Here is a 24253-nt window from a genome sequence, read left to right as displayed (position 1 = left end):
CTGGGGATCTTACTAACCCGGCACTGCCGCTGACCACCGCCCCGGGCGCCGGCCGGCACCTATGCCAGGTCGCTGAGGAGTTCCAGGGGGTGGAGCGCGCCGCGCAGGTAATCCTCGACACAGCGGCCGACCATGGGGCTGCGCCAGCGCTCACGTGCCGCGGTAACCTCGCCGGCGGTGAGCCACACCGTGCGGTGGATGTCTGGGTCGAGGGCCCGATCGCGATCGTGACTGACGACCCGGGCGGCGAACGTCGTGCGCAGAAAGGTCCGGTCCCGCTCCGGGTGGCGCCAGCGGTAGATGCCGACGATGCCCGTAGGCTCGATGACCCGCGCGGTCTCCTCCAGGGTCTCACGGCGCACGGCATCGACCAGACCTTCTCCGGGCTCGAGGTGGCCGGCGGGCTGGTTCAGCCGCATGCTGCCGTCCACGGACTCCTCGACGAACAGGAAACGGTCGCCGTCGGCGATGACGGCGGCCACGGTGACGTGGGGATGCCAGCGTTCAGTCATTGTGGGGCGGCGCCTCCAGGTCGTCCGCGGAGACGAAAACGTTCTCGCTGACCGCGGGGGCGGGGTTCGCGCGCAGCGCGCTCTCGCCGGCGAAGAAGTCCGGTTTCATCAGCTCGATGAAGCGCCGCGCCTGGGCCGAGAGGAACTTGCCCCGGCGCGTCATCACGCCGTAGGTGCGGCGGGGAAAGATGTCCGGCAGCGGGCGTACGGCGATGGCCTCCTCGCCGGTGAGGCAGATATTGCTCGCGATGGCGATACCGAAGCCGAGCTCCACGTAGCGCTTGATGATCTCCCAGCCGCCGACCTCCAGGCGGACGTGATAGGGCACGCTGTGCTGTTGGAACACCAGGTTGATCAGTCGCCAGGTCGTCAGCTGCCTGGGGGGGACGATCAGCTCGCCGTCCGCCAAGTCCTCGAGGCTGATGACCGACTTCTGGGCGAGGGGGTGATCCAGCGGCGTGATCAGCGACAGGCCGTAGGAGTAGACCGCGCGGTAATTGATGTCGTCCGGGAGGTCGAGCATGGAGCCCACGGCGAAGTCCACCTCGTCCTGGCGGATGGCCTGGCAGAGCTCCCGGCCCTGGAGGTTGTGGAGCTTGACGTGGACCTCGGGGTACTGCGCCATGAACCGCCGGATCAGGTCCGGGAGGATATAGAGCGTGGTGCTCTCGCCGGCGGCGATGTCGAGCCGTCCGGCGTGCAGGCTCTGGCTGCGTGCGGCGAAACGCTCGGGCAGGGCGTCGACGCCCTCCACCAGCGGCTGTGCGAGCTCGTAGAGCGTCTCTCCGTCCGGCGTCAGCCGTATCCGTGGGCCACGGCGCTCGAACAGGGTTATCGCGAGCTCCCGCTCCAGCGCCTGGATCTGCAGCGATACCGAGGGCTGGCTGAGAAACAGCCGTTCCGCCGCCTTGGAGATACTGCCGGACTGGGCGGCAAAGCAGAACGCGCGTAGCTGCTTGATGCGGTTGTGCTTGTAATAGATGCGCCCGATGCTGTCCGGCTCATCCGCCACGTTGATACCTCGCGAGCATAATGATTGGAATTTCCAATATTGAATATTGTTGAAATAGGGTTGTCAAATGTTGCGTCGCGGCATTATGCTCCAGATCAGCATCCCGGGCCGTGGGGCTAAAGATTGAGGCGCGGGATGCCGGTGCCACCAGGGGCCGACGGGCTTGAGGCACGACCACACGGTGGCGTGCCGACATGGCCCCAGGTGGAGAGTCGCCCGGGCCGGGATCCGGCGCGGGCGGCAGGGCCGTCCGTCTTCGGGAGGCGTCCGTGTCGATCGATGAGAGGCGCACAGTCTAAAGCGTCCCATGGCCAGATCGTACCGGCCAGACGCCGGTCAGGACGCCGTATCCCCCGGAGACACGAAGCTGACGACCTGTACTTGCAGGGGCCTGCGAAGGCCCCGTCAACGGGAGGCGAAGACAGATGAGTGACAAACAGACTGCGATCCGCGAACTCGAGCGCGAGTGGGCGGAGAATCCGCGCTGGAAGGGCATTACCCGTCCGTACAGCGCCGAAGACGTGGTGCGACTGCGCGGCTCCGTGCAGATCGAGCATACCCTGGCCCGCCTGGGTTCGGAGAAGCTCTGGAACCTGATCCAGCAGGACGACGACTACGTCAACGCGCTGGGTGCGATGACCGGCAACCAGGCCATGCAGCAGGTCAAGGCCGGTCTCAAGGCGATCTACCTCTCCGGCTGGCAGGTGGCGGCGGACGCCAACCTCGGCGAGACCATGTACCCCGACCAGTCCCTGTACCCGGTGAACTCCGTGCCGTCCGTGGTGCAGCGGATCAACAACGCGCTGCTGCGCGCCGACCAGATCACCACCGCCGAGGGCGATGACAGTGTCGACTGGCTCGCGCCGATCGTGGCGGACGCGGAGGCCGGCTTCGGCGGCGTGCTCAACGCCTTCGAGCTGATGAAGAGCATGATCCGCGCGGGCGCCGCCGGTGTGCACTTCGAGGACCAGCTCGCGGCGGTCAAGAAGTGCGGCCACATGGGCGGGAAGGTGCTCGTGCCGACCCAGGAGGCCGAGCAGAAGCTGGTGGCCGCGCGTTTCGCGGCGGACGTGATGGGCGTGCCGACCCTGGTGGTGGCCCGCACCGACGCCCTGGCGGCGGACCTGATCACCTCCGACATCGATGAGCGCGACCACGCCTACATCACCGGTGAGCGTACCGCGGAGGGCTTCTATCGCACCCGCGCCGGCGAGGAACAGGCGATCGCCCGCGGTCTCGCGTACGCCCCGTACGCCGACCTGATCTGGTGCGAGACCGGCAAGCCGGACCTCGGCTTCGCCAAGCGTTTCGCCGAGGCGATCCGCAAGGAGTACCCGGACCAGCTGCTGGCGTACAACTGCTCGCCGTCGTTCAACTGGCGGGGCAACCTCGACGAGGCGACCATCCGCAAGTACCAGAACGAGCTCGCGGCGATGGGCTACAAGTTCCAGTTCATCACGCTGGCCGGCTTCCACAGCCTGAACTACTCCATGTTCACCCTTGCCAAGGGCTACAAGGAGCGTCAGATGGAGGCCTATTCGGAGCTCCAGGAGGCGGAGTTCGCCTCCGAGAAGGACGGCTACACCGCCACGCGCCACCAGCGCGAGGTGGGTGCCGGCTACTTCGACCTGGTCACCCAGGTGATCCAGGGCGGCACCTCCTCCGTGACGGCCATGACCGGATCGACCGAGGAGGAGCAGTTCAAGACCGCGGCGAAGTAGACCGCGGCGGCGAGCTGCCCGAACGGGGCCCGGTGCCGGTCAGGCACCGGGCTTTTTTTCGTCCCTGTTATCGTATGACCAATGCCCGTCGCGCCATTGCGAGGTGCATGGCGGCCGGGGACAGCCGCGCCCATTGATCGCGTTAATATAGGCTCAGCGCCTACCTGCGGCTTGCGTCGGCGTTGGTTACCCCGCCGGGACCTTTTAAAATCGACCCTCAGGGCCCATATCACTCGACCAGAAAGGCAGGCATGAATATCGATGAGTGAGCCGAACGATCCGCGCAAGGAAGGAGACGTCTCGGTCGAGGAGGCGCGCCCGAAGCTCAAGCGGCCGCCCCTCTACCGGGTCGTGCTCCTCAACGACGACTACACCCCCATGGACTTCGTGGTCGAGGTGCTGCAGACGTTCTTCCGCATGGATCGCAGTCAGGCCACGCAGGTCATGCTACACGTACATACACGGGGCAAAGGCATCTGTGGGGTGTACAGTCGGGATATCGCGGAGACCAAGGTCGAGCAGGTAATGGACTATGCCCGGACCCACGAACACCCATTGATGTGCACCATGGAACCGGCCTGAATGGGAACCGCGTGCCGAGTGCCCGGTCCAACCGATCGAGTACCGGCTTTTTCGCCACGGCAAAGCCAGGCCCTGGCACGAGGGCAATCGGGTGAGGGCGCATGTTGAGCAAAGAACTTGAGTTTACCCTGAACCTCGCCTTCAAGGAGGCGAGGGACAAGCGGCACGAATTCCTTACGGTGGAGCACCTGCTGCTGGCACTGACGGATAACCCGGCGGCGCTCGAGGTGCTGCGGGCCTGTGGTGCCGATCTCGACCAGCTCCGCGACGAGCTGGAGGCCTTCCTGGACGAGACCACGCCGCTGCTGCCGCCGGAGGATACCCGCGAGACCCAGCCGACGCTGGGCTTCCAGCGCGTACTCCAGCGCGCGATCCTTCACGTGCAGTCCTCCGGGCGCAAGGAGGTCACCGGGGCGAACGTGCTCGTGGCGATCTTCAGCGAGCAGGAGTCCCAGGCCCTCTATCTGCTGCACAAGCAGAACATCTCGCGGCTCGACGCCGTGAACTACATTGCCCACGGTATCTCCAAGGTGCCGGGCGAGGAGGGTGCCGGCGAGCCGGATTCGCCGAAGGAGGACGAAGAGGAGACCGTGCAGGAATCGTCCCAGAAGACCCCGCTCGAGAGCTTCGCCACCGACCTCAACGCCCGTGCCCGCCGCGGCAAGATCGACCCGCTGATCGGGCGGCGTCACGAGATCGAGCGCACGATTCAGGTGCTGTGCCGGCGGCGCAAGAACAACCCGCTGTTCGTGGGCGAGGCGGGTGTCGGCAAGACCGCGATAGCGGAGGGCCTGGCGCGTCTTATCGTCGAGGGCGACGTGCCCAGCGTGCTCGAGGACGCCAAGATCTATGCCCTGGACCTCGGCGCCCTGGTGGCGGGTACCAAGTATCGCGGTGACTTCGAGAAACGCCTCAAGGGGCTGCTCGCGCAGCTGCACAAGGAGCAGCACGCGATCCTGTTCATCGACGAGATCCACACCATCATTGGTGCCGGTGCGGCCTCCGGGGGCGTGATGGACGCCTCCAACCTGATCAAGCCGATGCTCGCCAGCGGCGAGCTCAAGTGCATTGGCTCGACCACCTATCAGGAGTACCGCAGCATCTTCGAGAAGGACCGGGCCCTGGCCCGGCGTTTCCAGAAGATCGACGTATCCGAGCCGACGGTCCAGGAGACGGTGCAGATCCTGCGCGGACTCAAGGACCGCTTCGAGTCACACCACGGGGTGAAGTACACCCAGCCGGCCCTGGAGGCGGCGGCGGAGCTGTCCGCACGCTACATCACCGACCGGCGTCTGCCGGACAAGGCCATCGACGTAATCGACGAGGCGGGCGCGAACCTGCGGCTGCTGCCGCCGTCGCGGCGCAAGAAGACGGTGGGAGCGTCGGATGTGGAGACGATCATCGCCAAGATCGCCCGAATCCCCCCGAAGCGGGTCTCGAACTCCGACATGCGGATGCTCGAGCACCTGGAGCGGGACCTCAAGCGCAATATCTACGGCCAGGACGAGGCCATCGATACCCTGGCGGCGACGATCAAGACCTCACGCGCCGGGCTGCGGGACACCGGCAAGCCGGTGGGCTCGTTCCTCTTCGCCGGTCCGACGGGCGTGGGCAAGACCGAGGTCACCCGCCAGCTCGCCGAGCAGATGGGTATCCACATGGTGCGCTTCGACATGTCGGAGTACATGGAGCGTCACGCGGTCTCGCGGCTGATCGGTGCCCCCCCGGGCTACGTCGGCTTCGACCAGGGCGGGCTGCTCACCGAGGAGGTGATCAAGCACCCCCACGCGGTGGTGCTCCTCGATGAGATCGAGAAGGCCCATCCGGACGTATTCAACCTCCTGCTGCAGGTCATGGACCACGGTACGCTCACGGATAACAACGGCCGTCATGCCGATTTCCGCAACGTGATCCTGGTGATGACCACCAACGCCGGGGCCGAGGAGCAGAGCCGTCGATCCATCGGGTTTACCACGCAGGATCATGCCAGCGACGGCGTGGAGGCGATCCGCCGGACGTTCACGCCGGAGTTCCGCAACCGCCTGGACGCGATGATCCAGTTCAATCCGCTGGCCCCGGCTGTGGTCGAGCAGGTGGCGGAGAAGTTCATCCGGGAGCTGCGTCACCAGCTCGCGGAGAAGAAGGTCACCGTGGACGTTACCGACAACGGGCGGCGATGGCTTGCGACCCAGGGCTACGATCCGAAGATGGGCGCGCGGCCGATGGCCCGCCTCATCCAGGACCGGATCAAGCGGCCGCTGGCGGACGAGCTGCTCTTCGGCCGGCTCACCAACGGTGGCCACGTCGCCATCGACGCAGACGAGGGTACCGACGAGCTGCTCTTCGAGATCAGCGAGGCGGTGGTCGAGGAGTAATCAGGCGACGGGGAGTCGCCTTACAGGGTGTCGCCGCCGGAGCCTGTCCGGCGGCGACCGCGGTGATCGGCGAGATGGCGGGTCAGCGGGCGCGGTAGACGATACGTCCCTTGTTGAGGTCGTAGGGGGTGAGTTCCACCGTTACCTTGTCGCCGCGCAGGATCCGGATGTAGTGTTTTCGCATCTTACCGGAGATATGCGCGGTAACCTGATGACCGTTCTCCAGTTCGACGCGGAACATGGTGTTCGGGAGCACGTCGATTACCGTGCCGTTCATCCGGATGTTGTCTTCTTTCGCCATTCAGCCTCTACTCTTGTTGCCCGACAACGCCCCGGGCGGACGTGCGCCATCGGAGCTGATCTAAACCCCTAATGCTAGCGAATCCGGGGCCTACCCTCCAAGTGTTTATCGCGTTACCGGCTCACTCGGCGCGAGTCGGCGGCGGCCATTGGCCTCGATACGGTACCACTGCCCATCCGGCTCGAAACGCTCATGGGGCGTAAACTCGCTCTTGTAACGCATGGTCGGTGCCTGCGCGATCCAGTAGCCGAGGTACAGCCAATCCAGCCCGAGGGCGGCGGCCCGCTCGAGCTGGAGCAGGATCGCCACCGTGCCAGGGCTCGCAAACGAGTAGGCGGGATTGAAGAAGGTATACACCGCGGACAGTGCGTCCGGCACCCGGTCGGTGACGGCCACGGCCACGCGGTGATCGCCATCGTGGAGCTCGATCAGCTCCGTGTCACACCAGTCCGCGAACAGGAAACGCCGGTAGGCCGCCTCGTCGGTGTCGGCCATCCCGCCCTCCGGGTGGCGGCTGTCGATGTAGCGCCGGAAGAGGGCGTAGTGCGCGGGGTCGTAATGCGCCGGCGAGACCTCGACACGCCAGCCGGCGGCAGCCCGGCGCGCGCGTCGCTGGCGTCGGCGCGGCCGGAACGCCGCCACGGGGATGCGCAGGCTCTCGCAGGCGCTGCAGCCGGGGCACAGCGGCCGATAGACGTAGGCGCCGCTGCGGCGCAGCCCCATGGCGAGGAGCTGTCCGTAGAGCGCCGGGGACATTGCTGCCTCCGGGTCGAGGAAGGCCGTCCGGGCCTGCCGGTCCGGGAGGTAGGGACACGGCTCCTCGCCGGTGAGGTACGCGGCCAGACGGCGGGGCGCACCCTCGGTCATGGCTGCGATGCCCCCTCCAGCGGTGAAATTGTCCCGAAGGCCCATGGACCGTGCCGCTGTGCGCGTTGCTGGGTCTCGCGCAGCGCACGCAGGAAGCGCGGCCGCGGCCAGGCCTGGGCACCGAGGCGCTCCAGGTGTGGGGTCGGGAGCTGGCAGTCGATCAGCCCGAAACCCCACTCGTCAAGCTGCCCGGCCAGCCGGGCAAGGGCGATCTTGCTCGCGTCGGCGACCAGGCTGAACATGGACTCGCCGAAGAAGGCCGCGCCCAGGGAGACGCCATAGAGCCCGCCGACGAGGCGCCCATCGTCCCAGACCTCCGCGGAGTGGGCGATGCCCATCCGGTGCAGGGCCGTGTAGGCATCGGCCATCGCCGGTGTGATCCAGGTGCCGGCCTCATCGGCACGCGGTGCCGCGCAGGCCCGGATCACGGCCTCGAACGCCCGGTCCAGGGTCACGGACAGACCGGAATGGCGCAGGCGCTTGCGCAGGCTGCGCCCGACGTGGATGGCGTGCGGCGGAATGACCGCGCGGGGGTCGGGGCTCCACCACAGCACCGGCTGGTCCTCGGAGAACCACGGGAATATCCCCGCTGCGTAGGCCTCGATCAGCCGTGACGGCGTCAGCGAGCCACCGATCGCGAGCAGTCCGTTCGGCTCTTCGAGCGCAAACGTCTCCGGGTCCGGGAACGGTGTCTCGTTGTCACCGGGTGCGATCCATGGAACCTGCGTCATCGTCGTCGTTCAGTCGCTCTGCCTATACGGTCCCGACAGTGTAAGCTCCTCGGCGTAGGCCTTCACGGCGGGCCGCTCACGGCCGAGGAATTCCGAGACCGCCCGCCGGAATGCGGGTTCATGCAGGTGATGTACAGAGTGGGTCAGCGTCGGCATGAACCCGCGCGGCACCTTGTGCTCGCCCTGCGCGCCCGGCTCGAAACACCGCAGCCCCTCGCGTATGCAGTAGTCGATACCCTGGTAATAGCAGGTCTCGAAGTGCAGGGCATCGACCACCTCGTCGCACCCCCAGTAGCGGCCGTACAGGGTCTCGCCGTCACGCAGGCACATCGCCGCCGCGATCGGACGGTCGTTGCGCTCGGCGACGAACAGCACCACCCGCCGCCCCAGTGATCGCCCGAGCGCCGCCATGCAGGCCTCGCTGAGTACCGGCACGTTTCCGCGTTCATGAAAGGTGTTACAGTAAAACCGGTGCATCGCACGCCAGAGATCGGCGTCCGCCTCGTCGCCGTGGACGGTGCGCATCCGCAGCCCTGCGTCTGCCACGAGCCGTCGCTCGCGGCGGATGTTCTTGCGCCGCTTGGACGTCAGCGCGGCCAGGAAGTCGTCGAAATCCCCGTAACCGTTGTTGTGCCAGTGGAACTGACAGCCCAGCCGGTGCGCATACCCCGCCGCCTCGGCACGGTCGGCCTCCACGGCGGTGAGGAAGAGCCAGTGCACGGAGGACACACCGCTGCGGCCGGCCCACTCCCGGGCGCCGTCGAACAGTGCCCGCGACAGGCGCTCGGCGTCCCCGCCGGGCGACAGCAGCAGCCGCGGTCCGGTGGCGGGCGTCCACGGCACTGCAACCACCAGTTTCGGATAGTAATCGAGCCCGTGCCGGGCGTAGGCGTCGGCCCAGGCGAAGTCGAACACGAACTCGCCCCAGGAATGGGTCTTGAGATAGGCCGGCGCGGCGGCGACGATATCCCCGTGGTGGTCGCGGAGGACGAGGTGGTGGGGCAGCCAGCCGACCGTCTCGCCGACGGCGTCGTATGCCTCCAGTGTCGCGAGGAACTCGTGGCGGAGAAACGGATTGCCGCTACCCTCGAGGGCGTTCCACGCCGCCGCGGGGACACGGCGAATGTCGTCGACGAGCTCCAGGGTCAGGGACGTATCCGGGCCGGGGCCTTCTGGCACCGCTTCATCCATTGATCATTTTCTCGCAATGATAGGCGCTTACGCGCTAAACTTCTGACTGTTTGTGAACGCATGGGGCCGACGTAGTGGCCAAGGCACAGTCCACCGAAAACGCCGCCCTGCCATGGGGGCAACATATCAGCCGCGGCCTGCGGGAGGCAGCCCTGCTGCTGCTGCTCGCCGTCGCCGGCTTCCTGCTGCTCTCGCTGGTCACCTATGACCCGAGGGACCCAGGCTGGAGCTATACCACCCTGGTCGCCGACGTCCATAACGCCGGCGGCCGCGTGGGGGCGTTCTTTGCCGACCTGAGCCTGTTCCTGCTCGGCTACCTGGCCTACCTCATCCCGGCGATGATCGCCTTCGGCGCGGCGCTGGTCTGGCAGTGGCAGCGTCTCCACGGTGCGATGCACTGGGGTGTCTTCGGGCTGCGGCTTGCCGGCTTCGTCGTCACCCTCGTCGCCGGCACCGCAGTGGCGACGCTCCACGTGGCGCCGGTTCCGGGGACCGTGCCGCTCAGCTCCGGCGGCATCCTCGGCGTGGTCACGGCGCGGGCGCTGGAGCAGGCGTTCAGTTTCACCGGTGCCACCCTGCTGGCAATGGCCGCCTTCGCCGCCGGGTTCACCGTCTGCACGGGTGTGTCCTGGATACGGCTTGCCGAGCGGATTGGCCGGTTCGTGTTTGCGCTGACCCGGGCGGTGCGCCAGGCGATCAACCGGGGGGCCGAGTCGGCGCGTCAGCGGCGTGCCGAACGGGCCCGCCGGCCCAAGGTGGTGGAATCGCCCGCGCCGCCGCCGGCGGAGAAGGCGAGGCCGAAGAGCCGTGGCAGGGACAAGCCGAAGAAGGTGGCAAAGGAGCCGCAGGTCGAGCCGGCGCCGGCGTCCTCACAGCGGCCGGCGAGCACCCGGGACCAGCTGCGGCTGCTCGAGGACGTGGGTCCGGGCGAGCTGCCGGGCACCGATCTCCTCGACCCGCCGCCGGCGGAGCAGGCCGGTTACGGCGAGGAGGCGCTCAGGACGATGTCCGAGCTGGTCGAGACGAAGCTCGCGGACTTCGGCGTGAAGGTCGAGGTGGTCGCGGTCCACCCGGGCCCGGTGATCACGCGCTTCGAGCTCCAGCCGGCGGCGGGCGTGAAGGTCAGCCAGATCTCCAACCTGTCCAAGGACCTGGCACGGGCGCTGTCGGTAACCTCCGTGCGCGTCGTCGAGGTGATCCCCGGCAAGTCCGTGGTGGGGCTGGAGATCCCCAACGAGCACCGCCAGGTGATCGCGTTCTCCGAGATCATCCAGTCGGATACCTTCTCCCGTGCCCATGCGCCCCTGACGCTGGCGATCGGCAAGGACATCGGCGGTGCCCCGGTGACCGTGGATCTCGGCAAGATGCCGCACCTGCTGGTGGCGGGCACCACCGGCTCCGGCAAGTCGGTCGGCGTGAACGCGATGATCCTCAGCCTGGTCTACCGGAATACCCCGGAGGCCGTGCGCCTGATCATGATCGACCCGAAGATGCTGGAGCTCTCGGTCTACGACGACATCCCGCACCTGCTCTCGCCGGTGGTCACGGACATGAAGGAGGCCGCTAACGCCCTGCGCTGGTGCGTCGGCGAGATGGAGCGCCGCTACCGGCTCATGGCCGCCCTCGGGGTGCGCAACATCTCCGGCTGCAACCGCAAGATCCGCGAGGCCGCCGATCGCGGCGAGCCCCTTGCCGATCCGCTGTGGACGCCGCCGGAGATGCCCGCCTCGTCCGCCGGCGACCCGGACGCTGTGCCCGAGGCACCGCGGCTCGAGCCCATGCCCTACGTCGTGGTGGTGGTGGACGAGTTCGCCGACATGATGATGATGGTGGGCAAAAAGGTGGAGGAGCTCATCGCCCGGCTGGCGCAGAAGGCGCGCGCCGCCGGCATCCACCTCATCCTCGCCACCCAGCGGCCGTCCGTGGACGTCATCACCGGCCTGATCAAGGCGAACATCCCCACGCGCATGGCCTTCCAGGTCTCCTCACGGGTGGATTCCCGTACCATCCTCGACCAGATGGGTGCGGAGTCGCTGCTCGGTCAGGGCGACATGCTCTATCTCGGCCCGAGCAGCCGCGGCATGCCGGAGCGCGTGCACGGCGCCTTCGTCTCCGACGCGGAGGTCCACCGGGTCGCCGAACACCTCAAGCGCAGCGGCAGCCCGGACTACGTCGAGGAGATCCTGGAGGAGCCGGGCAGTGATGCCGCGAGCATCCCGGGCCTGTCGTCCGACGGCGGCGGCGAGGACAGCGATCCGCTCTACGACGAGGCCGTGCGCGTGGTCACGGAGACCCGCAAGGCCTCCATCTCCGGCGTGCAGCGCCGGTTGAAGATCGGCTACAACCGTGCGGCCCGGCTGGTCGAGGAGATGGAGAGTGCCGGTATCGTGGGGCCGCTGCAGTCCAACGGCGGCCGCGAGGTCCTCGCCTCGCCGCCGCCGCCCGCCGACTGAACGCACCGACCCAGGGGAGTGCTACCCGTGAAGCGATGCATCCACACCCTCGTGCTCGCGCTGGCCGCCGTCACCGGTACCGCCGCCGCGGCACCGCTGGACGCGCTGCAGTCCTATTTCGAGTCCGTGAACACCCTGCGCGGCGCGTTCGTGCAGACCACCCGGGACGAATCCGGCGCCGTGGTCGAGCGCGCTACCGGGCACTTCGCCCTGCGCCGGCCCGGGGAGTTCGACTGGGTCTACGAGACGCCGTACGCCCAGCGCATCGTGGCCACCGGCGAGTGGCTGTGGGTGAACGATCGTGATCTGCGCCAGGTAACGGTGCGCCCGGTGGGCGACGTCCTCGGCGTGGGGCCGGCGCTGCTGCTGAGCGGCAGCTACGACGACCTGCGCGAGCAGTTCGACATGAGCGTCGGCGACGACGGCTGGATCCATCTGCAGCCGCGCAGCGACGACTGGAGCGTGCAGCGTGTGCGCCTGCACATGAACGACGGTGTGCCCAATGTCCTGCGGCTGGAGGACGGGCTGGGCCAGACGGTCCGCCTGGAGCTGTCGGCACTGGAGCGCAACGTCAGCCTGTCGGCCGACGTCTTCGCCACGGAGGTGCCCGAGGGCTCGGACCTGATCGCGCCGCCGGAGTACGAGGCGGGGCAGGGCGGCTGAGCGTCCGGCCGTCCGCGTCGTTTCACGGCGAGCCGGGGCCGCCTCCCCCTCTCCGCGGGACTAGGCGTGCCCGCCGCTGTCGGCCTGCTCGTCAAGCTGGCGGCGCCATTCCATGAGCTCGCGGAAGCGCCGTTCCTGGCCGTTCTCCGTGGGCCGGAAGAACGGCTCGGGGGTCAGGGTTTCCGGCCAGCAGTCGTGATTCCCGCCGGCCGGGTAGCCGTTCGGCTCGTTGTGCGCGTAACGGTATCCCTTGCCGTAGCCGAGCCCCTCCATGAGCTTTGTCGGCGCGTTGCGCAGGTACATCGGCACCTCCAGGTCCGGATGGGCGCGGACATACGCCTGCGCCGTCTTCCAGGCCCGGTCGATGGCGTTGCTCTTGGGCGCGACCGCGAGATGGATCGCCGCGTGGGCCAGAGCGCGCTGCCCTTCGTAGTCCCCGAGGCGCAGGTAGGCATCCCAGGCGCTGATGACCAGGGGCAGGGCACGGGGATCGGTATTGCCGACGTCCTCGGAGGCGATGGCGGCGAGCCGCCGGGCGACGTCCAGGGGGTCGCCGCCGCCGTCGATGAAGCGTGCGATGTAGAGCAGGGCGGCATCCGGACGCGACGAACGGATGGATTTGTGTACCGCCGAGAGCAGGTCGTAATAGGCATCGCCCTGGCGGTCCATGGCCGTGCCCTGATGGCCGAGGACGTCCTCCAGGGCATCCATGGTCAGGCGCTCGCCGGTCCCGTCCCGGGTGGTGAAGTCGGTCGCGGTCTCCAGCAGCCCCAGGGCGCGGCGCGCGTCGCCGCCGGCGGCGCGGGCGATGGTCTTCAGGGCGTCGCTGTCGGCACGGATGCCGCGCCTTCCCAGGCCCCGTTCCGCGTCGCCGAGGGCACGCTCCATGACCGTGACCAGCGCGTCCTCGTCCAAGGCCTTGAGGACGTAGACGCGGGCCCGGGAGAGCAGGGCGGAGTTGACCTCGAAGGACGGGTTCTCCGTGGTGGCGCCGATCAGGGTCAGCAGGCCGGACTCGACGTGAGGGAGCAGCGCGTCCTGCTGGCTCTTGTTCAGGCGGTGGATCTCGTCGAGAAACAGCACCGTGGCCTCGCCCGTGGCGGCACGGGCACGGTCCACCGCCGCCCGGAGCTCGCGGACGCCGGCCATCACCGCGGAGAGTCGTTCGAAGCGCGCCCCGGAGGCGGTCGCGAGGACCTCGGCGAGGGTGGTCTTGCCGGTGCCGGGCGGCCCCCAGAGGATCATCGAGCGGATCACGCCCGAGTCGACCATGCGCCGCAGGGGCTTGCCCTCGGCGACGAGATGGGGCTGCCCGGCGAAATCCGTCAGATCCCGCGGCCGCATGCGGTGGGCCAGCGGCTCGTGCTCGCCGCCGGCGCTGCTCTCGAAAAGATCCATCAACGCCTCGTTCCGCGCCGCCGTGCCGGCGCAATGACTCTGCCTGAACCGTTCCGGCCGGGACCGTATGCCCCGCACCGATTCGGGAACGCCGATTCTACCTGTCATCGCGCCGGTTCGCGCGCGCGGAGCCACGGTCGCTTCGCGCCGGCGGGTCGGGGCGGTTACAATCCCGTGCTGCGGCGATGACGCGCCCGCCGACGGCTTGGCCGGCCGGGCCCGTGCCCACCCGCGGCGCGGTTCGGGCGCCCCCGGGCCGAGTGTTGTAGAGAACCGGAGACACGGACAGACCTATGCTGGATGTAAAGACCCTGCGGGGCGACCTCGACGGTGTGGCGGCCCAGCTGCGCCGCCGGGGCTACGAGCTGGATACGAAGCGCTACCAGGCCCTGGAGGAGGAGCGCCGCACGCTGCAGGTGCGCACCCAGGAGCTGCAGAACGAGCGCAAGACCCGCTCCAAGGCCATCGGCCAGGCGAAGGCCGCCGGCGAGGACATCCAGCCGCTGCTCGACGAGGTCTCGGCACTGTCTGACCGGGTGAGCGAGGCGGAGGAGGGCCTGGCGGCGGTTCAGCGCGAGCTCCACGAGATCCATCTGGGGCTCCCTAACCTGCCGCATCCCGACGTGCCCGACGGCGACGACGAGTCGGACAACGTGCCCCTGCGCCACTGGGGCGAGCCGGCGGCGTTCGATTTCACGCCCCGGGACCACGTCGCCCTGGGCGCGCTCGCCAACGGCATGGACTTCGAGGCGGCGGCGCGTATCGCGGCATCGCGTTTCGTGGTCCTGCGCGGGCCGGTGGCCCGGCTGCACCGGGCGCTCGCCGGCTACATGCTCGACGTGCACACCCGCGAGCACGGCTACGAGGAGGTCTACGTCCCGTATCTCGTGGCCCCGCAGACCCTGGAGGGCACCGGCCAGCTGCCCAAGTTCGAGGAGGACCTGTTCGCCGTATCCGGCGACCACCCCCTGTACCTTATCCCCACCGCCGAGGTCCCGGTGACCAACCTCGCGGGCCAGCAGATCATCGAGGCGGCCGCGCTCCCGCTGCGCATGGTGGCACAGACCCCGTGCTTCCGCTCGGAAGCCGGCTCCTACGGCAAGGACACCCGTGGCATGATCCGCCAGCACCAGTTCGAGAAGGTGGAGCTGGTGCACATCAGCCATCCGGAGCGCTCGTACGAGGCGCTGGAGGAGCTCACCGGCCACGCCGAGCGCGTCCTGCGAGACCTCGGGCTCGCGTATCGCGTGGTCACGCTGTGCACCGGCGACATGGGCTTCGCCGCGGCCAAGACCTATGACCTGGAGGTGTGGCTGCCGGGACAGCAGGCCTACCGGGAGATCTCCTCGTGCAGCAACACCGAGGCCTTCCAGGCCCGGCGGATGCAGGCGCGCTGGCGCAACCCGGAGACCGGCCGGCCGGAGCCCGTGCATACGCTCAACGGCTCGGGTCTTGCCGTCGGGCGCTGCCTGATCGCGGTACTGGAGAACTACCAGGAGGCGGACGGCCGCGTGCGCCTGCCGGAGGTCCTGCGACCGTACTTCGGTGGCGCCGAATACCTGAGCTGAGTCAGTCGCCGAGCAGCGCGTAGACCGCGCCGGTGCCGCCGTCCACGCGGCGCGCCGAGCAGAAGGCGAGGACGTCGTCACGCTGGCGCAGCCAGCGGTCGACCTTGCCCTTGAGCACCGGGCCGTCGTTGCCGGAGCGCCGGCCCTTGCCGTGGATGATGCGCACGCAGCGCACGTCCCGCTCCCGGCATTCCTGGAGGAAATCCCGCAGCGCGCCGACGGCGTCCGCGGCGACCATCCCGTGGAGGTCGAGCTCGGCCTGAATCACGAAGCGTCCGCGTCGCAGGCGGCGCAGCACCCGGCGGTCGATGTCGTCGCGGAGGTAGCTCAGCGCCTCACCGCGCTCCGGACCGAGGTCGGTGTCGTCCTGCGGCGGGCGCAGCAGCTCCGCCATCACCCGGCTGTTGTCCGCGAGGCGCTGGCGGGGGACCGGCCGCGGACGCGGTGCCGCGGCGTCGTGCCGGCCGTCGTCCTTCAGGGGGCGGACGTCACGCATGGCCTCGCGAAAGAGGGTGGGGTCGCTGTCCCGATCATGCTCGCTCATCGTTCCCTCTGGGCTGACGCCGGTGTGCGCCGGTGGCGGCCTCGACGACATGCTACCTGTCTGCGCACACGCACCGCTACTGCTGGATGCGGCTCGCAGTCACGGTATACTGGCCGTCATTGTGACGGGCACTGGGGAGGCGCATGCGCATTCTGGTCAGCAACGACGACGGCTACCGCGCACCGGGACTGAGGGCCCTTGCCGCGGCGCTCGATCGGCATGCGGAAGTGGTGGTCGTCGCCCCCGAGCGCGACCGCAGCGGCGCTTCGAACTCCCTGACACTGGATACGCCGGTACGGGTCTGGCCGGTCCGCGAGGGGGTGTTCCGGGTCGAGGGGACCCCGACGGACTGCGTTCACCTCGCGGTGACCGGGTTGATCGACCCGGAGCCGGACATGGTGGTCTCCGGGATCAACGCCGGTGCGAACCTCGGCGATGACGTCCTCTACAGCGGCACCGTGGCGGCGGCGATGGAGGGCCGGCACCTCGGGCTGCCCGCGGTGGCCGTCTCCCTCGCCGGCAACGAGCCGACCCACTACGACACGGCGGCTGCCGTGGCCGAGAGACTGCTCGAGCAGCTGCGCCGCGACCCGCTGCCGGCGGACACGATCCTGAACGTCAACGTACCCGACCTGCCGCTGGAGCGCATCGCCGGTTTCGAGGCGACGCGGCTCGGCCAACGTCACCGCGCCGAGCCCGTGGTCCGCGATACCGACCCCCGCGGCCGGCCCATCTACTGGATCGGCCCGCCGGGGGATGCCGAGGACGTGGGCGCGGGAACCGACTTCGACGCCGTCCGCCGTGGCTACGTGTCGATCACACCGCTGCAGGTCGACCTCACGCGATACTCGGCACTGGAACAGATCGCCGGCTGGCTCGGGGGGCTGTCATGACCCCGGATCAGCTTCGCCGCGGCATCGGCATGACCTCCCAACGTACCCGCGAGCGGTTGGTGCGCCGCCTCGGCGACGCCGGTATCGGCGACCCCCGGGTACTCAACGTCATGCGTCACATCCCGCGCCACCTGTTCGTCGACGAAGCCCTGGCCAGCCGAGCCTACGAGGACACCGCGCTGCCCATCGGCCACGGCCAGACCATCTCCCAGCCGTTCGTCGTGGCCCGCATGACCGAGGCCCTGATCGCGAGCGGTGCCCAGCCGCGCTCGGTGCTCGAGATCGGCACGGGCTGCGGCTACCAGACCGCCGTCCTGGCCGCGCTGGTGCCGCGGGTGTTCACCATCGAACGGATCCGGGCACTCTACGGCAAGGCCAACGCCCATCTGCGCGAGCTCAGCGTGCACAACGTCCGTCAGCGCCTCGGCGACGGCTACGCCGGCTGGCCCAGTGAGGCGCCGTTCGATGCCATCCTCCTGACCGCGGCGCCATCCCATCTGCCGGAGACCCTGCTCGAACAGCTCGCCCCCGGCGGGCGCCTGGTCGCGCCAATCGGCGAATCCGGCGGGCAATCGTTGTGTGTCTACGAGCGTGACGGGGAGGGCGTGTCCGTGCGGCGGCTCTCGGACGTGAGCTTCGTGCCGATGCAGGCAGGCCTGGCGTGACGCGGGTGTTCTCGTGGCTGTACGACCGGACGCTCGCCTGGGCCGCCCACCGCCACGCCGCCTGGCTGCTGGCGGCGCTGAGCTTTGCCGAGTCGTCCTTCTTTCCGATCCCGCCGGATGTGATGCTGGCACCGATGGTGCTGGCGCGCCCGCAGCGGTGGTGGCGGCTTGCCGTTGTGACCACGCTCGCTTCGGTGGTGGGCGGGCTCGCCGGTTACGCCATCGGTGCGTTTGCACTGCAGGTCGTCGAGCCGTTGATCCACGACCTCGGCTACTGGTCCGCCTACCAGACCGCACGGACGTGGTTCGCGGCATGGGGGTTCTGGGTGGTGCTCGCCGCAGGCTTCTCGCCCATCCCCTACAAGGTGTTCACCATCGCCGCGGGTGCCATGTCACTGGCCCTCGCGCCCTTCGTGCTCGCCTCCGCGGTGGGGCGTGGCGCGCGCTTCGTGCTGGTGGCGGCGGTGGTTGCCTGGGGCGGTCCCCGCGTGGAGCCCTGGCTGCGCCGCTATGTCGACCGGATCGGCTGGGCGAGCGTGGCGCTGATCGTCCTGGCGGTGGTCGTCGTCCGGCTGTGATCCGGCTGGCCGCGCCGGCTCTGGTGATGATGCTTGCACTCGTGCTCGCGGGCTGCGCCGAGTTCGATTACGGCCGCTCACGGCTGCCGCCGGCCGGCTCCGCCGGCGATCCACCGGCGACCTACCGCGTCCAGCGCGGCGACACCCTTTACCGCATCGCCTGGCGTTACGGGCTCAGCTACAAGAAGGTGGCCCGCTGGAACCACATCGGGGCGCCGTACACCATCTACCCGGGGCAGCGCCTGACGTTGCGTCCGTCGTCCGGAGGCAGCCGTTCGGCGGCCACCTCGACGGGTTCCGGCAGCTCCTCCCGGAGCACACGCAGTGCGGGTACCCGCAGCAGCAGCCCCGCGCCGGAAACGAAGCCACCGGGCGACTGGCGCTGGCCGCTGAAAGGAAAGGTGCTGGAGGGCTACAGCGCGGGCGGCAGCGGCAAGCACGGGATCACGATCGGCACCGGCGGCGACGATACCGTCCGTGCCGCCGCCTCGGGGCGTGTGGTCTACAGTGGCAGCGGCCTGCGTGGTTACGGACGGCTCGTCATCGTCAAGCACAATGAATCCTACCTCACTGCCTACGCCTACAACCGGGAGCTGCTCGTCACCGAGGGCACGCGTGTCGACGCAGGGACGCCACTCGCGCACGCCGGCCGGACGCCGAAAGGTCATACCGGGATACATTTCGAGTTGAGGAGAAACGGTAACCCGGTGAATCCGTTGAAATATCTCCCGTCCCGCTAAGGCGGCTCCGAATCCCGCCCACGCCCCGTTGCTTCGCCTCCCGAGCAGGCATATATTGGGACCCATATAACGATAAGCCCGTTTTCCCGTGGAACGACCGGTTCCCTAGATGTCCGGTGCCGGCGTGTCGGTACCGGCGGGCATGGAGGAGCAACATGGCCAGTAAGCAGGCTCTTAGGGTTGAACCCGAGGCCGTAGTCCCGGTAGGCGGTATTGAGGAGGACGAGCTGCTGCTCGAGGAACCCGCCGCTGCCCCGGCTGCTGCCGGAGGCATCGCCGACGACGGGGAGAGCGCTACCGAAGAACCCGCCCCATCGCGCAGCCGGCGCGGAGAGGGGCACGAGCACACCGTCGACGCTACCCAGCTCTACCTCAACGAGATCGGATTCTCGCCGCTGCTCACCGCTGACGAGGAGGTCTATTACGCGCGTCGCGCCCAGCGCGGCTGCGAGGCGTCGCGGCGGCGCATGATCGAGAGCAACCTGCGCCTGGTGGTGAAGATCGCCCGGCGCTACATGAACCGCGGCCTCGCCTTCCTCGACCTGATCGAGGAGGGCAACCTCGGGCTGATCCGTGCCGTGGAGAAATTCGACCCGGAACGGGGGTTCCGCTTCTCCACCTACGCCACGTGGTGGATACGCCAGACCATCGAACGGGCGATCATGAACCAGACCCGCACGATCCGCCTGCCGATCCATGTCATCAAGGAAATCAACCAGTACCTCCGCACTGCCCGCCAGCTCGTCCACAAGCTCGACCACGAGCCCACCATCGAGGAGATCGCCGAGGCGATGGACCGGCCGGTGGAGGACGTTCGCCGCATGATGGGGCTCAACGAGGGTGTGACCTCCGTGGACGTGCCCATCGGCCGGGAGGCGGACAGGGTGCTGCTCGACGCGATCCCGGACGATACCAACCCGGATCCGTTCTCCGCGCTGGAGGACAGCGACGTGCTGGCACATCTTGACGCCTGGCTGGAGCAGCTCTCGGAGAAGCAGCGGGCGGTGGTGATGCGGCGCTTCGGGCTGCGCGGCCACGAGAAGGCCACGCTGGAAGAGGTGGGTAACGAGATCGGCGTCACCCGTGAGCGGGTCCGGCAGATCCAGATCGACGCCCTGCGCAAGCTGCGGGACGTCATGGAACGCGCCGGCTTTTCCCAGGACACGGTATTCGGATAGCCGGGGGCGGCCCCGGAGTCAGTCGATGAGGAGGGCGGCGGCGACCGGCCGCCCTTCGGCCATGAGGATGTTGTAGGTGCGGCAGGCCGCGGCGGTGTCCATCACCTCGAAACCGATGCCGCGCTCGAGAACGCAGAGCATGAGATCGCGGCCCGGGAAACGCTGGTGCCCGCCGGTGCCGAGCAGGATAACCTCCGGGTCGAGTTCAAGGACGACGTCCAGGTGCTCACGACGAAGGTCGTCGAAGCGCTGCGGCGGCCAGTCCGTGTCCAGGTGCTCGGGTGCCAGCACGAGGCTGTGCTCGTAACCGGTCTCGTTTACAACGATCCGGCCCGCATCGTAACCTCGAATGCGGAAGCTGCCGTCGCCCTTTTCTTCACTCAGCTTCATACCGGTCACGATAGCGAAGCGCGCGCCGCGGCGGCAAGGGCGCGCCGTCGGTCAATTGACAGCCTTCCGTACCGTGAGTAGCTTTTGGCCTCTATCTGAGCTCGTGACCGATACCCCCCGATCCGCGCGCCGAATCGGGGCTCGATACATTGCAACCATCACGCAGGGGCCCTGAGGTGAACGAGGAATTCCAGCGCATACGCCGGCTGCCGCCTTACGTCTTCAATATCGTCAACGAGCTCAAGGCCGCCGCACGGGCCCGCGGCGAGGATATCGTGGATTTCGGCATGGGCAATCCGGACCGCCCCACGCCGAGACATATCGTGGACAAGCTGGTCGAGGCCGCCCAGCGCCCGGACACCCATCGCTACTCCATGTCCCGCGGCATCCCGCGCCTGCGCAAGGCCATCTGCGACTGGTACGCGCGGCGTTATGACGTGACGCTCGACCGCGAGTCCGAGGCCATCGTCACCATCGGGTCCAAGGAGGGGCTGGCACACCTCGCCCTGGCCACGCTTGGGCCGGGCGACAACGTGCTGGTACCGAACCCGAGCTACCCGATCCACCCCTACGGCGTGGTCATCGCCGGCGCGGACCTCCGCCACGTGCCGCTGGTGCCCGGGGTCGACTTCTTCGAGGAGCTGGAGAAGGGGATCAAGGACACCTGGCCCAAGCCGAAGATGCTCATCCTCAACTTCCCCTCCAACCCGACGGGCAACTGCGCGGACCTGGAGTTCTTCGAGCGCGTGGTCGACATCTGCCGTGAGCACGGCATCTGGGTCGTCCACGACCTCGCGTACGCGGACATCGTCTTTGATGGCTACCAGGCCCCCTCGATCCTCCAGGTGCCCGGGGCGAAGGAGGTGGCGGTCGAGTGCTTCTCGCTGTCGAAGAGCTACAACATGCCGGGCTGGCGCGTCGGCTTCGTCTGCGGCAACGACAAGCTGATCGCCGCGCTCGCGCGCATGAAGTCCTATCTCGACTACGGCATGTTCACGCCCATCCAGGTCGCCGCGATCAGCGCCCTGGACGGCCCGCAGGACTGTGTCGAGGAGATCCGCGAGACCTACCGGCGGCGTCGCAACGCCCTCTGTGACGGGCTCAACCAGGCAGGCTGGGCGGTGGAGCGGCCGAAGGCGACCATGTTCGTGTGGGCGCCCATCCCGGAGCCCTACCGCGACATGGGCTCGCTGGAATTCTCCAAAAAGCTCCTCGCCGACGCAAAGGTGGCGGTGTCGCCGGGCATCGGCTTCGGTGACTATGGCGACGACCACGTGCGCTTCGGCCTGATCGAGAACGAACACCGCACGCGGCAGGCGATTCGCGGGATCAAACAGATGTTTCGCAGAGACGGTTACCTGAAGGAGGCGAGCTCTTGAAACCGGTGAAGGTCGGCCTTCTGGGCCTGGGCACGGTCGGCGGCGGCACGATTAACCTGCTGCAGCGCAATCGCGACGAGATCAGCCGCCGGGCGGGGCGCGACATCGAGATCGTGCACGCTGCCGCGCGGCATCTCGACCGCCCGCGCACCTGCTCCACCGAGGGCATCCGTCTGACCACCGACCCGTTCGAGGTGGTGGAGGATCCGGAGACCGACATTATCGTCGAGCTCATCGGCGGCGAGACCCTGGCCAAGGACCTCACCCTCCGCGCCATCGAACTCGGCAAGCACGTGGTCACCGCCAACAAGGCGCTGATCGCGGCAAGCGGCAACGAGATCTTCGAGCGGGCGCGGGAGCAGGGCGTGTCCATTGCCTTCGAGGCGGCGGTGGCCGGCGGCATCCCGGTGATCAAGGCGATCCGCGAGGGTCTGGTCGGCAACCATATCGAGTGGCTCGCCGGCATCATCAACGGCACCGCGAACTTCATCCTCTCGGAGATGTTCTACGCCGATCGCGAATTCGGCGATGTGCTCGCCGAAGCCCAGCGCCTGGGTTACGCGGAGGCGGACCCGACCTTCGACGTCGAGGGCGTGGACGCGGCGCACAAGCTCACGATCCTGGCGTCCATCGCCTTCGGTATCCCGCTGCAGTACGAGAAGGTGCACGTCGAGGGCATCTCGCACGTGGGCCAGGAGGACGTCGCCTACGCCGACGAGCTCGGGTTCCGCATCAAGCACCTGGGCATCGCGAGCCGCACCGAGACCGGCATCGCGCTGCGGGTGCACCCGACCCTGCTGCCCAAGCGCCAGCTGCTCGCGAGCGTCGATGGCGTGATGAACGCCATCATGATCCACGGAGACGCCCTCGGGCCGACCCTTTACTACGGTCCGGGCGCGGGCGCCGAGCCAACCGCGTCCGCGGTCGTGGCCGACCTGGTGGACGTGGTGCGCGAGTTCACCCTGGCCCCGGAGGACCGGGTGCCGTACCTCGCCTTCCACTCCCACGCGCTCTCGAACGACCCCGTCGTCCCCATGGACCGCGTGGAGACGGCGTACTACCTGCGCATGCAGGCGCTCGACCGCCCCGGTGTGCTCGCCGAGGTGGCACGGCTGCTCGGCGCCTCCGGCATCAGCATCGAGGCCATCATCCAGAAACAGCCGGCACCGGGCGCCGAGGACGTGCCGGTGATCATCCTCACCCACCGGGTCGAGGAGATGCAGATGAACCAGGCCTGCGAGGCCATCGAGGCGATGGAGGCGATCCGCGGCCAGGTGCATCGCATCCGGGTGGAAACACTGGAATAATGCGCCGGACCGCACCGCGGTCCATTCCCTGCACGCGCCCGTGCTGGTTGTCACTTGGAAGGACCTATGCCGTTCAGAACCCGCTACACCGGCCTCGTCAACAAGTACCATGACCGCCTTCCGCTGGCCGACGACGTGCGCGTCGTGAGCCTCGGCGAGGGCGCCACGCCGTTGATCCGGCTCAACAACATCCCGCGTACGCTCGGCAGCAACGTTGACCTTTACGTGAAGTACGAGGGGCTCAATCCGACCGGCTCGTTCAAGGACCGCGGCATGACCGTGGCCGTGACCCACGCCGTCTCCGAGGGCAGTGAGGCGCTCATCTGCGCGTCCACCGGCAACACGTCGGCCTCGGCGGCGGCATACGCCGCCCGGGCCGGTATCAAGGCCTTCGTGCTCATCCCGGACGGCAAGATCGCGCTGGGCAAGCTCGCCCAGGCGATCATGCACGGTGCGACGGTGCTGCAGATCCGGGGCAACTTCGACGACGGCATGCGCATCGTCAAGGAGCTCGCCGAGCAGGCCCCGGTGAGCATCGTCAATTCCGTCAACCCTTACCGTCTTCAGGGTCAGAAGACCGCCGCGTTCGAGATCGTCGAGGAGCTCGAGCGGGTGCCGGACTACCACTGCCTGCCGGTGGGCAACGCAGGCAACATTACCGCGCACTGGATGGGCTACTCGGAGCTCGCCCTCGGACCCCACGACCCGCCGACGGCGGCGTACCTGCCCTGCGGTCACCGCCCGTTCCACAGCGGTGTGGTCCGCGAGCGCCCGCGCATGGTCGGCTACCAGGCCAGCGGCTCCGCGCCGTTCCTGCGCGGCGGCGCGGTGAGCGAGCCGGAGACGGTGGCCACGGCGATCCGTATCGGCAATCCCCAGTCCTGGGACTACGCCTGGGCGGCCAGCAGCGAGTCCGGCGGCTGGTTCGACGAGCTCACCGACGAGGAGATCCTGGCCACCCAGCGCATGCTCGCCGACCATGAGGGCATCTTCTGCGAGCCGGCCTCGGCGGCATCGGTCGCCGGCACCCTGCGCGATGTCCGCTCCGGGCGGATCGAGGCCGGCAGCACCGTCGTGTGCACGCTCACGGGCCACGGCCTCAAGGACCCGGACGTGGCGAAGCAGCATGCCGACGGCGCAGTGAGCACCGTGGACGCGACCACCGGCGCGGTGAAAGACGCCATCCTCGGCCGTCTGTCCTGATA

Annotated in this window: 23 protein-coding genes; 14 read left to right on the top strand and 9 right to left on the bottom strand. The window is 68.4% G+C overall.

Translation table 11 applies throughout. From position 1 onward, the window contains the following. Window positions 1-59: 59 nt before the first annotated feature. Both C516_RS0102990 and C516_RS0102985 read right to left on the bottom strand, forming a co-directional pair. Window positions 60-512, bottom strand: a complete 453-nt coding sequence (locus tag C516_RS0102990; RefSeq protein WP_018716880.1) for an NUDIX hydrolase — start codon at window positions 510-512, stop codon at window positions 60-62. Next, on the bottom strand, window positions 505-1524 hold the full coding sequence (locus C516_RS0102985) for a LysR family transcriptional regulator (protein ID WP_018716879.1): 1020 nt from the start codon (window positions 1522-1524) through the stop codon (window positions 505-507). Before C516_RS0102985 ends, C516_RS0102990 begins: the two co-directional genes overlap by 8 nt. A gap of 425 nt (window positions 1525-1949) precedes the next feature. On the opposite strand from C516_RS0102985, the gene aceA reads away from it, so the two are divergent. The 3 genes from aceA (at window position 1950) to clpA (ending at window position 6202) form a co-directional block, all read left to right on the top strand. Further along, complete coding sequence (gene aceA / locus C516_RS0102980) at window positions 1950-3245, top strand: isocitrate lyase (protein WP_018716878.1); 1296 nt, start codon at window positions 1950-1952, stop codon at window positions 3243-3245. Window positions 3246-3506: 261 nt separating this feature from the next. Continuing rightward, window positions 3507-3827 carry an ATP-dependent Clp protease adapter ClpS gene (gene clpS, locus C516_RS0102975; RefSeq protein WP_018716877.1) on the top strand — a complete coding sequence of 107 codons (321 nt, stop codon included), beginning with the start codon at window positions 3507-3509 and terminating at the stop codon, window positions 3825-3827. 101 nt (window positions 3828-3928) lie between these two features. Continuing rightward, window positions 3929-6202 (top strand): ATP-dependent Clp protease ATP-binding subunit ClpA, encoded by a 2274-nt coding sequence (gene clpA / locus C516_RS0102970; protein ID WP_018716876.1) that lies wholly within the window; start codon window positions 3929-3931, stop codon window positions 6200-6202. An 82-nt stretch (window positions 6203-6284) separates the two neighbouring features. On the opposite strand, the gene infA is transcribed toward clpA, so the two are convergent. The 4 genes from infA to C516_RS0102950 all read right to left on the bottom strand — a co-directional run bounded on the left by infA (window position 6285) and on the right by C516_RS0102950 (window position 9292). Then, window positions 6285-6503: a translation initiation factor IF-1 gene (infA, locus tag C516_RS0102965; RefSeq protein ID WP_026320895.1), complete on the bottom strand. Its 219-nt coding sequence runs from the start codon at window positions 6501-6503 to the stop codon at window positions 6285-6287. Between the two features lie 105 nt (window positions 6504-6608). Then, window positions 6609-7370, bottom strand: coding sequence for an arginyltransferase (locus C516_RS18375; protein ID WP_018716874.1), 762 nt, complete (start codon window positions 7368-7370; stop codon window positions 6609-6611). Beyond that, window positions 7367-8101 carry a leucyl/phenylalanyl-tRNA--protein transferase gene (aat, locus tag C516_RS0102955; protein ID WP_018716873.1) on the bottom strand — a complete coding sequence of 245 codons (735 nt, stop codon included), beginning with the start codon at window positions 8099-8101 and terminating at the stop codon, window positions 7367-7369. The genes C516_RS18375 and aat overlap by 4 nt, the downstream gene beginning before the upstream one ends. Window positions 8102-8110: 9 nt before the next feature. Beyond that, the gene (locus tag C516_RS0102950) at window positions 8111-9292 is read right to left on the bottom strand and encodes a GNAT family N-acetyltransferase (RefSeq protein ID WP_051088178.1); all 1182 of its coding nucleotides are present in this window, start codon (window positions 9290-9292) and stop codon (window positions 8111-8113) included. Between the two features lie 74 nt (window positions 9293-9366). Here C516_RS0102950 and C516_RS0102945 point away from each other — a divergent pair, with 74 nt between their 5' ends. Together C516_RS0102945 and lolA are read left to right on the top strand one after the other, a co-directional pair. Beyond that, window positions 9367-11745 (top strand): DNA translocase FtsK, encoded by a 2379-nt coding sequence (locus C516_RS0102945; RefSeq protein ID WP_018716871.1) that lies wholly within the window; start codon window positions 9367-9369, stop codon window positions 11743-11745. Between the two features lie 27 nt (window positions 11746-11772). Further along, window positions 11773-12408 (top strand): outer membrane lipoprotein periplasmic chaperone LolA, encoded by a 636-nt coding sequence (gene lolA, locus C516_RS0102940; RefSeq protein ID WP_018716870.1) that lies wholly within the window; start codon window positions 11773-11775, stop codon window positions 12406-12408. Between the two features lie 60 nt (window positions 12409-12468). On the opposite strand, the gene C516_RS0102935 is transcribed toward lolA, so the two are convergent. Continuing rightward, window positions 12469-13806 carry a replication-associated recombination protein A gene (locus C516_RS0102935; protein ID WP_018716869.1) on the bottom strand — a complete coding sequence of 446 codons (1338 nt, stop codon included), beginning with the start codon at window positions 13804-13806 and terminating at the stop codon, window positions 12469-12471. 293 nt (window positions 13807-14099) lie between these two features. Between C516_RS0102935 and serS the strand changes: the two genes are divergently transcribed. Then, window positions 14100-15374: a serine--tRNA ligase gene (serS, locus tag C516_RS0102930; RefSeq protein ID WP_018716868.1), complete on the top strand. Its 1275-nt coding sequence runs from the start codon at window positions 14100-14102 to the stop codon at window positions 15372-15374. A gap of 1 nt (window position 15375) precedes the next feature. On the opposite strand, the gene C516_RS0102925 is transcribed toward serS, so the two are convergent. After that, the gene (locus C516_RS0102925) at window positions 15376-15918 is read right to left on the bottom strand and encodes a Smr/MutS family protein (protein WP_018716867.1); all 543 of its coding nucleotides are present in this window, start codon (window positions 15916-15918) and stop codon (window positions 15376-15378) included. Between the two features lie 143 nt (window positions 15919-16061). Here C516_RS0102925 and surE point away from each other — a divergent pair, with 143 nt between their 5' ends. The 5 genes from surE (at window position 16062) to rpoS (ending at window position 19972) form a co-directional block, all read left to right on the top strand. Then, on the top strand, window positions 16062-16811 hold the full coding sequence (surE, locus tag C516_RS0102920; RefSeq protein WP_018716866.1) for a 5'/3'-nucleotidase SurE: 750 nt from the start codon (window positions 16062-16064) through the stop codon (window positions 16809-16811). Further along, window positions 16808-17476: a protein-L-isoaspartate(D-aspartate) O-methyltransferase gene (locus C516_RS0102915; RefSeq protein WP_018716865.1), complete on the top strand. Its 669-nt coding sequence runs from the start codon at window positions 16808-16810 to the stop codon at window positions 17474-17476. Before surE ends, C516_RS0102915 begins: the two co-directional genes overlap by 4 nt. After that, the gene (locus C516_RS0102910) at window positions 17473-18054 is read left to right on the top strand and encodes a YqaA family protein (protein WP_018716864.1); all 582 of its coding nucleotides are present in this window, start codon (window positions 17473-17475) and stop codon (window positions 18052-18054) included. The genes C516_RS0102915 and C516_RS0102910 overlap by 4 nt, the downstream gene beginning before the upstream one ends. A 26-nt stretch (window positions 18055-18080) precedes the next feature. Beyond that, window positions 18081-18794 (top strand): peptidoglycan DD-metalloendopeptidase family protein, encoded by a 714-nt coding sequence (locus tag C516_RS0102905; protein WP_084594077.1) that lies wholly within the window; start codon window positions 18081-18083, stop codon window positions 18792-18794. Between the two features lie 155 nt (window positions 18795-18949). Continuing rightward, the gene (gene rpoS / locus C516_RS0102900; RefSeq protein ID WP_018716862.1) at window positions 18950-19972 is read left to right on the top strand and encodes an RNA polymerase sigma factor RpoS; all 1023 of its coding nucleotides are present in this window, start codon (window positions 18950-18952) and stop codon (window positions 19970-19972) included. Between the two features lie 18 nt (window positions 19973-19990). Here rpoS and C516_RS0102895 read toward each other — a convergent pair whose 3' ends face one another. After that, the gene (locus C516_RS0102895) at window positions 19991-20362 is read right to left on the bottom strand and encodes an Mth938-like domain-containing protein (RefSeq protein WP_018716861.1); all 372 of its coding nucleotides are present in this window, start codon (window positions 20360-20362) and stop codon (window positions 19991-19993) included. 176 nt (window positions 20363-20538) lie between these two features. Between C516_RS0102895 and alaC the strand changes: the two genes are divergently transcribed. The 3 genes from alaC to thrC all read left to right on the top strand — a co-directional run bounded on the left by alaC (window position 20539) and on the right by thrC (window position 24251). Beyond that, a complete protein-coding gene (gene alaC / locus C516_RS0102890) occupies window positions 20539-21741 on the top strand; it encodes an alanine transaminase (RefSeq protein ID WP_018716860.1) in 1203 nt (400 codons plus the stop codon). Beyond that, complete coding sequence (locus C516_RS0102885) at window positions 21738-23048, top strand: homoserine dehydrogenase (RefSeq protein ID WP_018716859.1); 1311 nt, start codon at window positions 21738-21740, stop codon at window positions 23046-23048. The genes alaC and C516_RS0102885 overlap by 4 nt, the downstream gene beginning before the upstream one ends. Before the next feature lie 66 nt (window positions 23049-23114). Next, window positions 23115-24251: a threonine synthase gene (gene thrC / locus C516_RS0102880; RefSeq protein WP_018716858.1), complete on the top strand. Its 1137-nt coding sequence runs from the start codon at window positions 23115-23117 to the stop codon at window positions 24249-24251. The last annotated feature ends 2 nt before the right edge of the window (window positions 24252-24253 follow it).

The organism is Arhodomonas aquaeolei DSM 8974, assembly GCF_000374645.1.
Lineage (GTDB): Bacteria > Pseudomonadota > Gammaproteobacteria > Nitrococcales > Nitrococcaceae > Arhodomonas > Arhodomonas aquaeolei.
Note: the sequence above shows the minus strand (reverse complement) of the source record. Positions and strands in the feature narration are given on the sequence as shown.

Bases quoted from the DNA above. Each gene is read 5' to 3' on its own strand.
- C516_RS0102990 (WP_018716880.1), bottom strand. From the start codon at position 512: ATGACTGAACGCTGGCATCCCCACGTCACCGTGGCCGCCGTCATCGCC.
- aceA (WP_018716878.1), top strand. From the start codon at position 1,950: ATGAGTGACAAACAGACTGCGATCCGCGAACTCGAGCGCGAGTGGGCG.
- clpS (WP_018716877.1), top strand. From the start codon at position 3,507: ATGAGTGAGCCGAACGATCCGCGCAAGGAAGGAGACGTCTCGGTCGAG.
- clpA (WP_018716876.1), top strand. From the start codon at position 3,929: ATGTTGAGCAAAGAACTTGAGTTTACCCTGAACCTCGCCTTCAAGGAG.
- infA (WP_026320895.1), bottom strand. From the start codon at position 6,503: ATGGCGAAAGAAGACAACATCCGGATGAACGGCACGGTAATCGACGTG.
- C516_RS18375 (WP_018716874.1), bottom strand. From the start codon at position 7,370: ATGACCGAGGGTGCGCCCCGCCGTCTGGCCGCGTACCTCACCGGCGAG.
- aat (WP_018716873.1), bottom strand. From the start codon at position 8,101: ATGACGCAGGTTCCATGGATCGCACCCGGTGACAACGAGACACCGTTC.
- C516_RS0102950 (WP_051088178.1), bottom strand. From the start codon at position 9,292: ATGGATGAAGCGGTGCCAGAAGGCCCCGGCCCGGATACGTCCCTGACC.
- C516_RS0102935 (WP_018716869.1), bottom strand. From the start codon at position 13,806: ATGGATCTTTTCGAGAGCAGCGCCGGCGGCGAGCACGAGCCGCTGGCC.
- serS (WP_018716868.1), top strand. From the start codon at position 14,100: ATGCTGGATGTAAAGACCCTGCGGGGCGACCTCGACGGTGTGGCGGCC.
- C516_RS0102925 (WP_018716867.1), bottom strand. From the start codon at position 15,918: ATGAGCGAGCATGATCGGGACAGCGACCCCACCCTCTTTCGCGAGGCC.
- surE (WP_018716866.1), top strand. From the start codon at position 16,062: ATGCGCATTCTGGTCAGCAACGACGACGGCTACCGCGCACCGGGACTG.
- C516_RS0102915 (WP_018716865.1), top strand. From the start codon at position 16,808: ATGACCCCGGATCAGCTTCGCCGCGGCATCGGCATGACCTCCCAACGT.
- C516_RS0102905 (WP_084594077.1), top strand. From the start codon at position 18,081: ATGATGCTTGCACTCGTGCTCGCGGGCTGCGCCGAGTTCGATTACGGC.
- rpoS (WP_018716862.1), top strand. From the start codon at position 18,950: ATGGCCAGTAAGCAGGCTCTTAGGGTTGAACCCGAGGCCGTAGTCCCG.
- C516_RS0102895 (WP_018716861.1), bottom strand. From the start codon at position 20,362: ATGAAGCTGAGTGAAGAAAAGGGCGACGGCAGCTTCCGCATTCGAGGT.
- thrC (WP_018716858.1), top strand. From the start codon at position 23,115: ATGCCGTTCAGAACCCGCTACACCGGCCTCGTCAACAAGTACCATGAC.